The sequence below is a fragment of the Streptomyces sp. NPDC085931 genome (genome assembly GCF_044540565.1).
In the GTDB taxonomy this organism is placed as follows: domain Bacteria; phylum Actinomycetota; class Actinomycetes; order Streptomycetales; family Streptomycetaceae; genus Streptomyces.
The window spans coordinates 56,907-71,593 of sequence record NZ_JBITSK010000003.1 but is presented as its reverse complement, the minus strand read 5'-3'; the positions used below and the strand labels follow the sequence as shown (position 1 = coordinate 71,593).

Sequence of the window (14,687 nt, the reverse complement as noted above, 5' to 3'; positions counted from 1 at the left end):
CGAACAGGATCACGGGGACCCAGCCCCCCGCCTCGCCAGGTCCACCGCCGTGCGGACCCCGGTGGCGTACTCCGACGGGCACTCCCAGGCCGCGAAGTGACCACCGGCGGGCTCCTCCGTCCAGGACCGCACGTCGAAGAAGCGTGCCGCGAACTCGCGGGGCGCGTTGACGAGGTCCTTCGGGAAGATCGTGAAAGCCGCGGGGACGTCGATGCGCCCGGCCGGTTTCGGCCCGCTCTCGGCGTAAGGGGTGAAGGAGGTGCCGATGGCACCACTGACCCAGTACGCGGTGATCCACGTGAGCAACTCGTCCCGGGTGAACACCTGTTCCAGGTCTCCACCGCAGTCGGTCCACGCCCGCAGCTTCTCCACGATCCAGGCGGCCAGCCCCGCGGGCGAGTCACCGAGTGCCACCGCCAACGTGTGCGGCTTGGTGGCCTGTTCGTGCATGTAACCGCCCTCCGCGGCCTGCCAGCGATGACCGTGCCGGACGTACGCCCGCTCCGCGTCGGACAGGTCCGTCGGCGGGTCCACCAGGAAGCGGTACTGCGACACGTCCGTCAGGTGCAGGGCGGCGACGCGGTCGGGGTGAGCGGCGGCCAGTGCCTCGGCGACGTCGCAGCCCACATCACCGGCGGACACGACGTAGCGCTCGTAGCCGAGTTCGCTCATCGCGCTCGCGACCGCTTCGGCCATGTCCCCGGACGACATGCCGCGGCGGGCGACCGGTGCGGCGAACGGGAAGCCGGGCAGGGCCGGGACGACCACGTGCAGGTCGGACAGCAGGGGCCAGACCCTCTCGAACCGCAGGACGGAGTCGGGCCACCCGTGCAGGAGCAGCACCGCCACCGCGTCGGCGCGCGCCGCCCGCAGATGGATCGCCCGCACCGGCGCGTCGTCCCGGCCGGCGAGGACCCAGGGCAGGGCACGGAGCCGGGCTTCGTGCTCGCGCCAGTCGTAGGAGTGGGCCCAGGAGGAGATGAGATCCGCGAGGTAGTCGCCGTCGACACCGCGCGCCCATCCGAACCCGGTGGGGACGTCGACCCGGCGGTAGCCGCGCAGGCGCAGGCGCAGGTCGTCGAGCACCGACTGCTCCACGACAGGGGCAGCGGCCCGTTCCGTGCTGATCATGCTCGGTCGTCCTCTCGATCGTCTGAAGCGTGTCTCGATTCCACATCCCGGTGATGCTCGGAACGCTGTCTGGGAGGCGTCTGCCCCGGAGGGCGCACACCGAGACGATCGACCCCTCGGGTGTGGACCGGGGCGAAGCCCGGTTCATCGCTCCTCACCCTGCCCCCATCGGCAGGCACCAGTGGCCGGGCTCTGCCATTAGGCTCTCGTCGCTGTGGATGCCCGAGAGCCGCAGCTCGAGCTCCGCAGGTCGTGCGGACGGCCGGCGAACCGCCGCACCGCGGCCGTTCCGGGAGGGGAAACGTGATGATCGCTGAGGAGTACGGCTACGAGGTGCTGCCGGGCGTGGCAGTGGACACCCCAGGCGTCGAGGACGTCCTGCGGCGACGTGAGCGAGGCCTCCGGTGGGGTGTCCTGGCGCTGGCCGCCGAAGCGCTGCTGTTGGTGGCCGTCCTTTCCGTGGCCGGTCCCGGCTCGGCCCCGGGCTTGGTCACCACCGCTTGCCTGGCGCCCGTCCTCGCGGCCACGGCCGTCCTGACGCTGCTGTGGCGCCGGGCTCGGCGTCGGGAGCGGCTGGTGATGTCCACCTACGCCTGGCAGGTCTGGCCCGTGCGGACACAGGACGTCCGAGTGGTCGCCGCGGAGGGAGAGCGGGCCCAGGGCCGTCGCTGGGGGACGGACGGGCGGGTGGTGCTGCTCCAGCCGGACGGCCAGAGCCACTGCTCGTTCCCCGTCCCCGCGGACGGCTGGGACGGGCCCGCCCCGCGCGGCCCCCGTCCGGCGGACCGGGTGTGGTTCGCCGGCGACACCCGGTTCGGTGGCATGGTCGCCGAACCGGGAGGGCTGCCCTTCCGCTACGTCGTCCGTTCGACGCCGGGCAGGCGCCGTGGCATCGGAGCGGAAGACGAACTGGCCCGCCGAACGGGCCTGATGCCGCGGAGTCGGCGGCGGTAGGCGTCCCCGACGCTTCTCAGCCGATGCGGCAGCAGCGAGATCTACGCCGAACCGAACGCCGAACGCGGCCGCGGCACTTCACGTCAGGGCATCACGGCATCACGGAACCATGGCGCGGTCACTGCTTGCGGGCGAGACCGCCGTGTTCGGCGATGACTTCGGGGGCCGGGTCGGTGGGATCGGGTCGCCAGTAGGGGACTGGGACGACCGTCGAGCACGTCTTCGCCCGCATGAACGGGGCACCCCTTAGCGTCTGTCTCGCAGACGAGATAAGAAGTCCGGGTCACAACATAAGGTCCGACCCCTCTGACAGGTATAGCAGTTCAGTTCACGAACTCGGCGTGGTCGAGTTGGACGGAAGGCGGCTGAGAGGCCGTAGGCGGGGGTGACCACGGTCACGACCACATCGGCACGCGGCCGTCGACATCAGGTCGTGCTCTGCCCATCCGTTCCCGGCTCGCCGCCGCCCTCATACAACGGCTCTCCGAATCTGCGGTGCGTGCGCGCCGACCACTTAGAACGGCGGTCGGTCCTGTCGCGCCCGGGGCAGCCGACGAAGGGCATGAGGGGCAGGCAGTAGACGACTTTCACCGGGTTCGGCCCGAGCAGGCGCGCCTACGTCAACAGCCACAGCTGCCCCGGGTTCACGGTCGCAGCCCGGCGACATGCATTCTTCAAGGCGACGATGCGACGGGATGCGGTGCCGGGTGCGGACGTCGTCCCGTAGTGCCGCGATCAGAAGGCGGCGGCGACGCAACTCCGCCGCGTCTGTGTGATTGAGTCGGCGGTGGGCGTCGGATAGGAATACCGACCCAATAGAGCATAGTGATGCCCCTACGATAAACACCCATGTCATGGCATTCAGCATTTATTCTCCGTGGTCGAATGCATTCCGCTGAATTGTCATCACTGCAACTGGTCGGAAGGCGCCACGTCACGGCCAGGGGCTGAGTTTCTATCATTCGGTGCAATCGCTCAGGTGGGTGCGTGCGCACCTCCAGGAGGCACGAGTGGTTCGTCTTCGGCCGAGCCTCATCGCCCAGTTGGATCCGGGCCGCACCCCGAAGCCGCTGCTGCCCGGGTGAGCGTCGGCCGGATGCAGGGCGCGAGCTGCGGCCAAGGCGCTCTACGCAGAGGGCGCGTCACGGGCGCTCGGCGATGCGCCGACACCCGACGGAGCCTCGGCCCACTCGGTGAACCGGCGGAAGACGGTTTCAACCGACAACCACAAGACCGGGCGGCAGTTCATGCCGGCGGGCCACTGGTCGTGACTCCGGGGAGACAGGGGAACCGGGACCGGTGAGGGGGGCCGGCGGCTGTTCAGACTTGCTGCTCGAACTCCAAGGCCTCATACCGGCGGGCCGCGATGTCCTCGCGGGTGCCGACGACGAGGGTCTGGGTGTAGACGTCGAGATCGATCGACTGACCATGTATCTGCGCAAGGAGGACGAGGTCGCCCTCGAACGGAGCTGACTGCCAAGGCGTCGAGATACCGCCCAGTTGGACGGCGACTCCGTGTGAGGCGCCGCCCGCTGCCGCTTCGCGCACGGCGTCCTCGAAATCGTCCAGGACGTCGTCGCGGTCAGCGCCGCTGTCCAGGAACTGGCTGGTCGCCGGGGCGTCGCGCCAGTCGGGTGAGACGGTCAGCCCCGGCACTGGATACAGAACGTCCGGCTGGTAGACCCGGACCTGCTCCGGCTCCCCGTCGAGCTCGAATGCCGCCGAGCGTTGCGTGGTCCGCACGCCGGCGGGCACGTGGAGTATCACTGACGACTCCGGCTCGTACTCGATCTCGGTGAAGACCAACAGGCTGCCGTCGGGCGGCAATGCGATGTCCAGGGCGTCGTGGGGGAGCGCTGCACAATCGATGGTCAGTACCAACGGCTCGCGGCCATCGGGCCAGTCGACGCCGTCCGGCAGGCAGGGGAGGCCTCCGGTGCGCGCGCCGGGCCGGGCCTGTTGCTGCTGGACGGGCGTCAGGTCCTGGAAGGGCACCAGGTGGACGCACGGCCGGGAGCCGGCTAGCAGTTCCTGTGCTACCGGTCCGGGAACGCCATGCTTCTCGGCTGTCCTCAGAACGAGCTCTGCCGCGGTCGGAATGGTCATGTCCGCGAGCATGCCAGGCCCCACTGACACCGGCCGATTCAGTCCCACTGCTTATAGCAGCACAGGGTGGTGGCGAGGGAGTCCACCTCACCGTCCAGTTGATGCCGGCCCATTGCCACCCGGGGACCGGATCGGTCGGCATCAACGGCCCGATCCGGTCCCCCATCACGCCAGCGGTCACTGACCGGACAGACCCACCCGGTCAGCTATCCAGCCCAATCCGCAAGGAGACGCGCGCTAGTCCTGAGACTGGGCGATCCCAGGCAGCTGGCGCCGCCTGAGGTCCACATGCAGGTCCTGCCTGATGTAGATCTCGATGTACTCGTACAGCCACGGCTGGCCGGCGAGTTCCGAGAAAGTGCGAGTGAGCGCTTCTCTCGTCGTGCGGGCATCAGTCAGGTTGGCCACCCGCCACAGTGACAGCGGTCGGGAGTCCGTACCGGCCACCGCGTGCTCGACGTGGAAGAGAGGCTGGAGCGTGTCAGCCTTCACGAGTTCACCGGAGTCGTCGACGAGTTGCGTCGCGCCGATGAACGTGACGCGCTGTGCGGCCGGGTCGAGACGCACCTGCTCAAGGACCAGGCCGTACTCGGAGCCGCCGATCCACGGATGCTGCATCGATGCGCGTACGAAGACCTCCACCCCGTCGTCACCGGTCGGCTGCTCGCCCCAGATGCGCACGCTGCCGGGCTCCATCACGGAGGGCAGATACGGCGCGGGATTGCGGGCTTTGCGCACCTCCATGTCCCACAGCATGTCGCGGGTCATGGTGAAGGGGGTGGGTGTCTCGTAGCTGTTGGCGATCACCTCGTTCACATCGAGCGGAGGCAGTGCCGAGTGCGTGTAGGCCGGGTCGTTCCACACGCGCTCGAACTCCGCTACGTGGTCGAGTAAGTCGCTCTGCTCCATCGTTGTCCTCCTGCGCATGTCAGGCACGGGCGAGGGGGCCGGTGAGCGTGCCGCGTCCGTTCCGAACGGGACCGTCGCTCTCCTCGTGGTGTTTCCACGTCCTGGCCCGCGCTCCTCCCGATCTCCTCGGTGCTGGTCGCGTCCCGTTCTTCGCGGCCTCGATCCCTATGATGCAATGGTTGGGCGCCGGGGCGGGCGTGGTCGGAGATCACTCCGTCAGGTTTGGATGTGCACCCCAATCACCCGCCCGGTAAAGGGTGTTGACCGATTTTGACCCCATGCTGATGCGTGAGGAAAGAAGAGGACGGTCCTCACGAGGTCGGCGCTGCAGCGGGCCTTTGTAAGCACTTGTGGGGTCACCTCGATCGGCTCGACTGATCCGGGCTCGGTGACACGCTGCACTCGTCCCGCGCGGCAGTGGCAGTGGCAGTGGCCGTAGGCGCTGGGGCGACGTGCAGCGGCCGCAGCTGGTGCTGGTAAAGATGCAGGGCCCGGGCGGGAAGGCCGGTGGGCGGCCCTGTGCGGTCCCGGTAGGCCCAGTGCAGTTCCTCCACCCGGTCGCGAGCTGGCACGCCCGCGTCGTTGTGGGGCCGCGGACTACGGCGGGCCCACAACGACGCGGTGAGGCCGGCTCCCGCTGCTGCTGCGGCAGCGATGATCACAACATCGCGAGTCGAGACGACCTGCATGACGCTCCCCGATTTTTCCTTCAGCCGGCGTGTGTTCTGGCTGGGAAGGTGCCCTGCGCAGGGTGGCTCATTCCTGTGAAACTTCCGAGGAGGCAGACGCGCGTCGGCCAGTCACGGCCTCCTCTCTACCGGCAGCGGATCAACCTGTCATCACCCGCCCCTGCAGGCCGGTCAGGACTCCTCCATGCGGCGCATGTCCTGCTCGTCCCACTTCCGGGTGTCCCGGGGCTGGGTGTACGGCTCGGCCTCGGGCGGGTGCCCGCCGGCGATGGCCCGCTGCCGCACCGTCTCCGCGTCGAACTCCAGGCCCATCAGGATGGCCAGGTTGCTGATCCACAGCCACACCAGGAACACGATGACACCCGCCATCGTGCCGTAGGTCTTGTTGTAGGAGGCGAAGTTGGCGACGTAGAACGCGAACCCGGCCGAGGCCAGCATCCAGATCACCAGGGCCAGGAAGCTACCGGGGGTGACCCAGCGGAAGCCTTTCACCTTGGCGTTGGGGCACGCCCAGAACAGGATCGCGATCATCACCGTGACCAGGAGCACCAGCACCGGCCACTTCGCGATCGACCACACCGTCACCACACTGTCCCCGATGCCGAGGGCCTGCCCGGCCTGCTGGGCGACGGGGCCGGTGAAGACCACGATCAGCGCGCTGACCACGGCGAGGACCATCAGCACCACCGTCACCGCCAGCCGGACCGGCAGAACCTTCCACACCGGCCGGCCCTCGGGCATGTCGTAGACGGCGTTGGCGGTGCGGATGAACGCCGCGACGTAGCCGGACGCCGACCAGATGGCCAGTGCCAGGCCGACGATCGCCATGACCGATCCGGTGCCGGCGTTGCCCTGCAGCTGTTCCACCGCCCGGGTCATGATGTCGCGGGCCGAGCCGGGAGCGAGCTGCCGGAGATTGTCCATCACCTCGTCCGTGGCCGATTTGCCGGTCAGGCCCAGCAGGGAGACCAGCACCAGCAGGGCCGGGAACAACGACAGCACCCCGTAATACGTCAAAGCCGCGGCACGGTCGGTCAGCTCGTCGTCCTGGAACTCCTTCAGCGTCCCCTTGAGTACGTGCACCCAGGACCGCTTGGGCAACTGAGTGGGCCCGTCCGGCGCCGCCCGCTCCACCTCCCGGTCCGGCCCGGCCTCCTCAGGCTCGGGCGGTACACCACCGTGATCATTACTACGCCCTGGAAGATGCAGCTTCGCCATACGTCTCCGGGTAACCGCCATCGCCCCCTTAACGCCCCCGCAGCCGCGACCATCGGCTGCCGTCACCTTCACTCGCCGTACCGCCTGGTAGGCATGGCCGTTCGGGTGGGGGTCCTATGAGTCGGACTTGCGAGACAGCCCTTGGCAGGGGCTTCGAACGCCGCACCTCTCAACCGAGAATGACTCTGGCCGGATGTGCCCTCGGTAATCCCGGCCACGCTCGTCACACTGGTGCGTCGATGTCGCCCCCACCTCCCCGCGGAGGACCGTGCCCGGAAGGCCCAGGATGCTGCCAGAGACGACGCCGGAGGACAGTGGCACGACGAACCCGCCACCTGCCGGGGACAAGCGCCCTCCCGAGCGCGTCGTCCTGCGAGCCGACCTGCGCGCCGCGCTCCCCGACGCGAGCGCGGCCGTGCTGGTCACGGTGGCGGTCTTCGTGTTCCTGTACGCCCGCGTGGAGTCGGGGGACTCGGCGACGGTCGCCGTCATGCCGTTCATGAACGACGCCGGCACTTATTGGATGTACCTGCTCAGCCAGGCATTCGGCTGGTCGGGCCTGCTGTGGGCCTGGGGCACGGTCATGCTCGGCCTGCTGCTGTCAGGACCACGCCCCACCCGCCTGCCGGTGCCCCGGCAGGTGCTGGAACGCTGGCACCGCACCACCAGCCTGACCACGATGGCCCTGATGTCCGCCCACGCGCTGATGTTCGCGGCGGAACTCGTGCGCTACGAGGCCCAACTGGCATGGGCCCAGCGACTGTGGGCGGGATTCGCGGACACGTTCGTACCCGGCTGGTACGACTCCGGAACCGGCCGCATCGCCATCCCGCTCGGCCAGGGAGCCCTGTACCTGGCCATCCCGTTGGGCCTGTTGTTCTACATCCGCCACCGCATCGGCGCCAACACCTGGCGCCGACTGCACCGCTTCGTCATCGTCGTCTACGTACTGAGCGTGTGGCACACCCTGCTGTACGGCACCAACGTCTGGTACGGCGAATGGCCACGCACCTCCTGTGGCTGCTCCAACTCCCCGTCGCCGCCCTGCTGTTGCTGCGCCTGCTGAAACCCGCCCGGCGGGCCGAACGGCTCGGCGCGCCAAGACGCCGGGAGGGCGGGCCGCTGCCGGCCCGGGCGATGCCGGGCTGGGTGGCGCGGGCCACCGGCCGGGTGGCCGCCGTGGCCGTCGTGGTGGGGCTCGTCCTCGTCGTGGCGTCAGACCGAGACGGCGGCAGGGAACGCCCGGCCCAGCCGCCGACGACCAGCCCGCATGCACCCGAGACCGACTGACCCCCGGCCGCCCTCCGGACCGACCGGCACGGCCACCCGAGGGCCGTTGGTGTGCTGTGCCGTACCGCCGGGTACCAGGAGGGTTGCTGCGACACGGCGACGCCCATGCGCATTTGCGGCATGCCTGGACGCGCTTACGACCAGGCCGGCTTGGTCGATGCGCAGCGATCCTCCACACGGGGCGTGCGGCCCAGGGGGCGGCCGACGCTCGGGGCTGACCCGGACGCGACGGGGGACATCGCCGCCTGTGTCTGGGCGAGCGGCTCCGTCATCGCATCCCGGCTGGAGATTTTCGGCCTGTACGCCTTCGCTTCACCGCGTCGCCGCAGTGCTGCCTGAGCGACGCGGCCCGGCGCGGCTTAGGGCGGTAACGGGAAGATTCCTCTGGCGGGATGATGCGGGCCGCAGAAACGACGATGCCCTTGCCGTCGGTAGGCGGGTGAGTGGCCTGGGCCCAGCCTTGGCGGCGACAGGAGACCATCGCGCCAGGGGCCTGGAGGTGAGCAGGCAGCACCGGCCCGCGCGGGCGGCCGCAGCGACCACATCCAGCAGTTCCCGCGCCAGCCCACTGCCGTGTGCGCCGAGCCGCACGAGGAGTTCTTCACTCACGCCCAGTTGGGATGGGGATCGGTTGCCGGTGAGGGTTGGTGTCGTCTACGGTGGCGGTATGGGTTCCCTGTGATCGGTACGTGTGATCCGCTAGGGCGTGGGACGTCGAGCCTGGCTCCGTCACCGCGTCCGGTCGTGCACCCCTGAGGAAATGGACGCGCTGCGATTCTCTCGCCATGCGCTGTTTCCGCCGGATGGAGAACCGCTCCCCGACGGTCTGCTTCTGCGACTGTCTGCGCTTTCCTGACGGACTGCGGTGTGCGCGGCGACATCACGCAACCCGTACCGATCAGGAGGAACCGCGTGTCGATCGCGCAACTCGCTCTTCATGACGTCTCCAAGCGCTACCAGGACCAGGTCGTACTCGACCAAATCGACTTCACCGTCAAACCGGGTGAGAAGGTCGGTGTCATCGGGGACAACGGCTCCGGCAAGTCCACTCTGATCAAGCTGATGGCCGGGCGGGAACAACCGGACAACGGCGCGGTCACGGTCGTCGCGCCCGGCGGCGTCGGCTATCTGGCGCAGACGATGGAACTCCCGCCGCACGCCACGGTCCAGGACGCCGTCGATCTGGCCCTGGCTGACCTGAGGCAGCTGGAGGAGGACATGCGCCGGACCGAGGCGGAGCTGGCCGAACGGCCCCAGAGGACGGCCCGGGACCCCGAACTCACGGCCCTCCTCGAACGTTACGCCGCGCTGGTGGACCGCTACCAGGCGCGTGGTGGCTACGAGGCCGACTCGCGGGTCGAGATCGCGCTGCACGGACTCGGGCTGCCCGGGTTGGAACGCGGCCGGCGGCTGGGCACCCTGTCGGGCGGTGAGCGCTCACGCCTCGCGCTGGCGGCGACGCTGGCCTCGGAACCCGAACTGCTGCTGCTGGACGAGCCGACCAACGACCTGGACGACCGAGCGGTGGGCTGGCTGGAGGAACGCTTGTGCAAGCACAAGGGCACCGTCGTCGCCGTCACTCACGACCGACTCTTCCTCGACCGTTTGACCACCACGATCCTGGAGGTCGACTCCGGCAAGGTGGCCCGCTACGGCGACGGCTACGAGGGCTACCTGGCGGCCAAGGCGGCGGAGCGGCAGCGCAGGTTGCTCGAATACGAGCAGTGGCGTGCCGAACTGGACCGCAGCCGTGCGCTGATCGCGTCCAATGCGGCCCGGCTGGACGCCATCCCGCGCAAGCTGCCCTTCGCCGTCTTCGGTGCCGGACAGTTCCGGATGCGTGGGCGAGCCCACGGGGCCATGGTGCGAATCCGCAACGCCAAGGAACGGGTCGCGCGCTTGACCGAGAACCCGGTCGCACCGCCGCCCGAGCCCCTCACCTTCACAGCCGACATCGTCACCGATGCTGCGCAATCCCAGGAGACGGTGGCCGAACTCACCGGCATCCGCGTCGGGGACCGGCTGTGCGTCGATTCCCTGCGCCTCAAGCCCGGTGAACGGCTGCTGATCACCGGTCCCAACGGGGCGGGCAAGACGACGCTGCTGCGGGTGCTCGCCGGCGAGCTGGAACCCGACAGCGGATCGGTTCGGGTAGCGGGCCGCGTGGGACACCTGAGGCAGGAGCAGACGCCATGGCGGGACGGGTTGACGGTGCTTCAGGCGTTCAGCAGCGGACGCCCCGGTGACATCGACGAGCACACCGAACTGCTTCTCTCCCTTGGGCTGTTCAGCCCCGACGACCTCCGGCAGCGTGTGCAGGACCTGTCCTACGGGCAGCGACGCCGCATTGAACTGGCCCGGCTGGTGACCGAGCCGATCGACCTACTGCTGCTGGACGAACCCACCAACCACCTCTCGCCCGCGCTCGTCGAGGAACTGGAGGAGGCACTGACCAGCTACCTGGGCACAGTTGTCGTAGTGACTCACGACCGGCGCATGCGAACCCGTTTCGACGGTGCCCGGCTCACACTGAGGGACGGGCACGTCACCAGGTACGCAACCGCCTGATCGGCAAAGCGGCGCAAGAAAGGGGGCGGCCCGGAAGGGCCGTCCCCGCGGACAACTTCTGGAGGACGGCCACGCAGGACACCCGGCGCCAGGCCCGGACACCCGGACTCGCGTATGGCCTCTCCAGCCGGCCGGCCGACCGCCGCCTGGCTCAGGAGTAGGTCATCGGGCAGCCGTACCGCAGGGAGTACTGTGCGGCGCGCAGGTAGAGCGCCACGTAGAACGCCGCGTCCAGGTCCTCGGCCCACGGCCCCGGCCGCACCCGGGCGGTCCGCTCCGCCCCGCCCTCCAGGAACCACAGGCTCAGTGCGAGGTTCTCGCCCGCCGGTATCGCGTCCACGGGCAGTGTGACGGCACCGGCCAGCCGCTCGGCCAGGGCGAGCACCCGCGAGGCCCCGGCGACCGCTGTCTCCTCGCCGGAGTACGCGGTGCCGACGGGAAGCACGATCTCCTCCTCCAGCGCGACCGGCACCAGCACGCTCCAGTCGAGGAGAGCCGACAGCTCCGCCTCGGTCAGCAGCGTCCTGCACAGCGCCACGAAGCCGTCCATGGACGGGCTGACCTTCTCCTCGAACCAGCCCGGCGCCTCCCGTTCGTCCTGCCGCAGTTCGTAACGGGGCAGCCCTCGCCGCTCCAGCTCGGTGTTCAGCGCGGCGGCGACGTCCCCGTACCCGTCCTCTCCCGGCCGCGACCAGTCCTGCGCAGTGACACTCACCAGATAGACACCCATGAGCGCAACGTACCGGGCACCACCGACAACAGCCCGGCCCTGCGCGACAGGCCGCCGAGGCGAAGCTCGCCGTGTTCGGTCTCGACGCCTGCTTGCGATCGACGAGGGCGCCTCCAGCGAAGACGGGTAAGGGCGCGGCGAATCACTGCGGGGGCGCCAACGGGAGAGAGGGCGAGAAGAGGCAGGCCAAGCGCGAGGCGGTCGCGGCCGCACCGCGATGCTCGCAGACCTCGCAGCGGCCGCGGTTCGGAGACTGCGCGGCAGCCGGCCAGGACGTGACCGCCAGAGCGTGAGCGAAGGCGCACGCTTGGGAAGAGGGCCGCGTCCGGCCGGCCGTCGCTCGCGCGCAGACGCTGAGGCCGCGCATCCGGCCTCCAACAGCCCGTCCGCAGGCCGCCTCGCCGTCGTGCATCCTCGGACTGGCGTTGAGCCGTGCACGGCCGAGTGGGCGGGGCGGGCCGCAGCAGGCGACGGTACCGGTCTAAGGGTGGCCGGGCATGCCACCGCAGCAGGCGACGGTCTGTGTCTGGTCGGCACCGACGAGCGGTACCGCCGCGAGCACCGCCGCCAGCGCCATGAACAATCCGAGTACGGCTTTACGCATTGCGTCCCCTAGTAAAGGCGAGAAAGAACGATCCGACCGTTGCTGGCGACTGCCCTTAGGGCTGGCCGGGTGTGCCACCGCAACAGGCGACGGTCTGTGTCTGGTCGCCGGTTGCGAGCGGTGCTGCAGCAAGCACGGCCGTCAACGCGACGAACAGGGCCAGAACTGCTTTACGCATGTCTCCTCCTCCCGCAAGTCGCTGTTGCTCCGGCATGCGCCCCTGATCTGAAGGCGGTGTGCGGGTCCTTCGGTGTCGCCGTCTGACTGATCAGGTGACGGCCCGTCGACTATCACATGGACGGGATGGAGGCGTCAGTGATCCAGGGATGCATGATGTCTGGCGCTTGATAACGTGACATTTATGACCGCAGGTCGGACGGTGGAGGGGGACCTGTCCTTGAGTACGTCTGTGTCCAGGGAGCCGAGTATTCACCAGCTTCGGCTGTACCTGACGCTGAGTGAAGAACTCCATTTCAGCCGTGCCGCCGCCCGCCTGTTCATCACGCAACCGGCGCTGAGCCAGCAGATCAAGGATCTCGAGAAGCGTCTGGGGGTGCGCCTGGTGGAGCGCGGGCGCCGGGCGGTCACTCTGACCGAGGCAGGGCGCGCATTGCTCCCGGAGGCCCGGGCGGCTGTCGCCGCTGTCGACCGGCTGAGGAGCGCCGCCGACGCGCAGATGCGGCAGGTCTCCGGACGGCTCATCGTGGGAACCATGGGAGCCGAGGCGTCCATGGCACACACCCGCGCTGTACTCGGGCTGCTGCAAGACCGTCATCCCCACATGACGGTGCAACTGGTCAACCTCGGCTTTGGCGACCATCTGGCCGCGCTGGCCCAGCAAGAGGCCGACGTGGTCTTCCTCCGCCCCCCGGTGACGGACGACATCGAACTGCACCACTTGGCCACCGAGCCCAGAGTGGCCTGCCTCTCCGCCGACCATCCCCTGGCGACCCTGCCCCGGCTCACCCTGGCTCAGCTCTCCGGCATCCCCGTGGTCGACATGCCCGGTCAAGTCCCGCGGCTGTGGTGGGACTTCTGGGCAGTCGACCCCCGTCCCGACGGCAGCCCCGTCCACTACGGTCCCGTGGTCACCGACATGGAATCACTCCTGCACACGGTGGCCGCAGGAGAAGCGATGTGCTTCCTCCCGGCAGCCGCCCGTGAATACTTCCCACGCCCGGGTGTCAGCTACATCGACGTCATCGACCTCGCACCCTCCACTTCAGCCCTCGCCTGGCTGCGGCGCAGGCGCTCCGAACCCACCATCAAAGCCATTCGACAGGCCGCGCACGAAGCCGCGTCTGCGGCTAGGTAGTGGAGGACGCCCAGGGCGGTAACCAGACGGCGGTGAATGCAGGGCGGATCATCAGCGAGCTGGTCACCAACGCCTTCGAGTACGCCCCCGCCCGGTCCTGTTGGTCCTGCAGCTTGGAGTGCCCAGCTGCAGGGAGGGATCTGATGACGAAGGCCCGGAACATCATGACCGGTGGGGCTGAGTGCATCGGCACCGAGGCCGAGGTCGGTGCACTCCTTCAGGCCCTGTCCACCGACTGATCCCTGCCTCCCCGGGTCCGGGGCCGGCAACGGAAAGCGCCGGAATGACGGCCCGGGTCCGGGGCATACGGATGGGTGTAATACCCACGTGAATGGCGCAGCAGGGAGAACTCCGATGCTCATGGCACACCCCGCAGTACTGCGACCCCTGGTCGACCAGTACGAAACGCTGCGTCTCCTGCACGCCGAGGACAGCAGCGAAGAGGTACGCCGACGCATGGACGACGTCACTTACACACTGTGCGTGACGACCGGCACGCGCGACATCGACTCCGCCCTTGTCGCTGCCCGTCATCAGCTGGCCCGTGCCCGCGCCGACGACGACTCCCTGCTCACCGTTTGACCACGTGCGTGAGTTGACTCGACTGGTCCAGCCGCCGCGGGGTGTCCGTGCGCTGGTCCCGTAGTCCGCAGCAGACCTGCCCGATGAGACCAGCGCGGATGACGTGACCGGCGTGAAATCGCCAGGTCTCCCGGCCGGCCTGCTGGACGTTGAGGCCGAAGCTGCCGAGGGGGCTTGACGGCGCAGCTGGATCTGCCGGGAACGCCATCGCGACGCACTGTCCGGCACGGCTCAAGACGCGTCCGCGTCCCGGATCGTGAAGTGTTCGAGCGTACCGCTGAGTGCCAAGAGGCGGCTGACGGGCGGTTGGAGGGGCCCCAGCAGTACGAAGTCGCGGTCGGTCGCAGAGTGGCGGCGCCGGGCTTCGAGGAGGGCGTTGAGGAGCATGCTGTCGGCGAAGGTGACCTGCGACAGATCCACCGTTGTGGTGGGCAGTCCGGCCCGGTCGGCCGCCTGCCAGGCAGTTTCCATGCTTTCGGCGTCCTCGTAGTCCAGCTCTCCGCGCACGGTGATGAGCACACCCTGGTCGTGGTGGGTGACGTGCACCTTCATGTCGCAGGCTTCAGGCATTGGCCCATCCTCACACCGGCC

At 69.0% G+C, this 14,687-nt stretch carries 10 protein-coding genes and 1 pseudogene; 5 read left to right on the top strand and 6 right to left on the bottom strand.

Going from position 1 to position 14,687, the window contains the following annotated elements:
* Window positions 1–9: 9 nt before the first annotated feature.
* Window positions 10–1,131: an epoxide hydrolase family protein gene (locus ACIGAN_RS06535; protein ID WP_399855473.1), complete on the bottom strand. Its 1,122-nt coding sequence runs from the start codon at window positions 1,129–1,131 to the stop codon at window positions 10–12.
* Between the two features lie 306 nt (window positions 1,132–1,437).
* Between ACIGAN_RS06535 and ACIGAN_RS06530 the strand changes: the two genes are divergently transcribed.
* Window positions 1,438–2,085, top strand: coding sequence for a hypothetical protein (locus ACIGAN_RS06530; RefSeq protein ID WP_399855471.1), 648 nt, complete (start codon window positions 1,438–1,440; stop codon window positions 2,083–2,085).
* 1,320 nt (window positions 2,086–3,405) lie between these two features.
* On the opposite strand, the gene ACIGAN_RS06525 is transcribed toward ACIGAN_RS06530, so the two are convergent.
* From ACIGAN_RS06525 to ACIGAN_RS06515, 3 genes are all read right to left on the bottom strand, one after another.
* Window positions 3,406–4,191 (bottom strand): DUF1963 domain-containing protein, encoded by a 786-nt coding sequence (locus ACIGAN_RS06525; protein WP_399855469.1) that lies wholly within the window; start codon window positions 4,189–4,191, stop codon window positions 3,406–3,408.
* Window positions 4,192–4,428: 237 nt separating this feature from the next.
* Window positions 4,429–5,100, bottom strand: coding sequence for a hypothetical protein (locus tag ACIGAN_RS06520; RefSeq protein WP_365095183.1), 672 nt, complete (start codon window positions 5,098–5,100; stop codon window positions 4,429–4,431).
* Window positions 5,101–5,960: 860 nt separating this feature from the next.
* Window positions 5,961–7,007, bottom strand: a complete 1,047-nt coding sequence (locus ACIGAN_RS06515; RefSeq protein WP_365095181.1) for a YihY/virulence factor BrkB family protein — start codon at window positions 7,005–7,007, stop codon at window positions 5,961–5,963.
* A 286-nt stretch (window positions 7,008–7,293) separates the two neighbouring features.
* Between ACIGAN_RS06515 and ACIGAN_RS06510 the strand changes: the two are divergent.
* Window positions 7,294–8,297: pseudogene (locus tag ACIGAN_RS06510) on the top strand (ferric reductase-like transmembrane domain-containing protein).
* A 912-nt stretch (window positions 8,298–9,209) separates the two neighbouring features.
* Window positions 9,210–10,865, top strand: coding sequence for an ABC-F type ribosomal protection protein Car(A) (gene car(A) / locus ACIGAN_RS06505; RefSeq protein ID WP_399855466.1), 1,656 nt, complete (start codon window positions 9,210–9,212; stop codon window positions 10,863–10,865).
* A gap of 151 nt (window positions 10,866–11,016) precedes the next feature.
* On the opposite strand, the gene ACIGAN_RS06500 is transcribed toward car(A), so the two are convergent.
* A complete protein-coding gene (locus ACIGAN_RS06500) occupies window positions 11,017–11,595 on the bottom strand; it encodes a hypothetical protein (protein ID WP_399855463.1) in 579 nt (192 codons plus the stop codon).
* Between the two features lie 1,013 nt (window positions 11,596–12,608).
* On the opposite strand from ACIGAN_RS06500, the gene ACIGAN_RS06495 reads away from it, so the two are divergent.
* Window positions 12,609–13,514, top strand: coding sequence for a LysR family transcriptional regulator (locus ACIGAN_RS06495; RefSeq protein WP_399855460.1), 906 nt, complete (start codon window positions 12,609–12,611; stop codon window positions 13,512–13,514).
* 354 nt (window positions 13,515–13,868) lie between these two features.
* Window positions 13,869–14,096 (top strand): DUF5133 domain-containing protein, encoded by a 228-nt coding sequence (locus ACIGAN_RS06490; protein WP_399855457.1) that lies wholly within the window; start codon window positions 13,869–13,871, stop codon window positions 14,094–14,096.
* Between the two features lie 231 nt (window positions 14,097–14,327).
* Here ACIGAN_RS06490 and ACIGAN_RS06485 read toward each other — a convergent pair whose 3' ends face one another.
* Window positions 14,328–14,666, bottom strand: a complete 339-nt coding sequence (locus ACIGAN_RS06485) for an STAS domain-containing protein (protein ID WP_399855455.1) — start codon at window positions 14,664–14,666, stop codon at window positions 14,328–14,330.
* Between the last annotated feature and the right edge of the window lie 21 nt (window positions 14,667–14,687).

Excerpts from the sequence above, each read along its gene's own strand:
- ACIGAN_RS06485 (WP_399855455.1), bottom strand. The coding sequence starts at position 14,666 with ATGCCTGAAGCCTGCGACATGAAGGTGCACGTCACCCACCACGACCAG.
- ACIGAN_RS06490 (WP_399855457.1), top strand. The coding sequence starts at position 13,869 with ATGCTCATGGCACACCCCGCAGTACTGCGACCCCTGGTCGACCAGTAC.
- ACIGAN_RS06500 (WP_399855463.1), bottom strand. The coding sequence starts at position 11,595 with ATGGGTGTCTATCTGGTGAGTGTCACTGCGCAGGACTGGTCGCGGCCG.
- ACIGAN_RS06515 (WP_365095181.1), bottom strand. The coding sequence starts at position 7,007 with ATGGCGAAGCTGCATCTTCCAGGGCGTAGTAATGATCACGGTGGTGTA.
- ACIGAN_RS06530 (WP_399855471.1), top strand. The coding sequence starts at position 1,438 with ATGATCGCTGAGGAGTACGGCTACGAGGTGCTGCCGGGCGTGGCAGTG.
- ACIGAN_RS06535 (WP_399855473.1), bottom strand. The coding sequence starts at position 1,131 with ATGATCAGCACGGAACGGGCCGCTGCCCCTGTCGTGGAGCAGTCGGTG.
- ACIGAN_RS06520 (WP_365095183.1), bottom strand. The coding sequence starts at position 5,100 with ATGGAGCAGAGCGACTTACTCGACCACGTAGCGGAGTTCGAGCGCGTG.
- ACIGAN_RS06525 (WP_399855469.1), bottom strand. The coding sequence starts at position 4,191 with ATGACCATTCCGACCGCGGCAGAGCTCGTTCTGAGGACAGCCGAGAAG.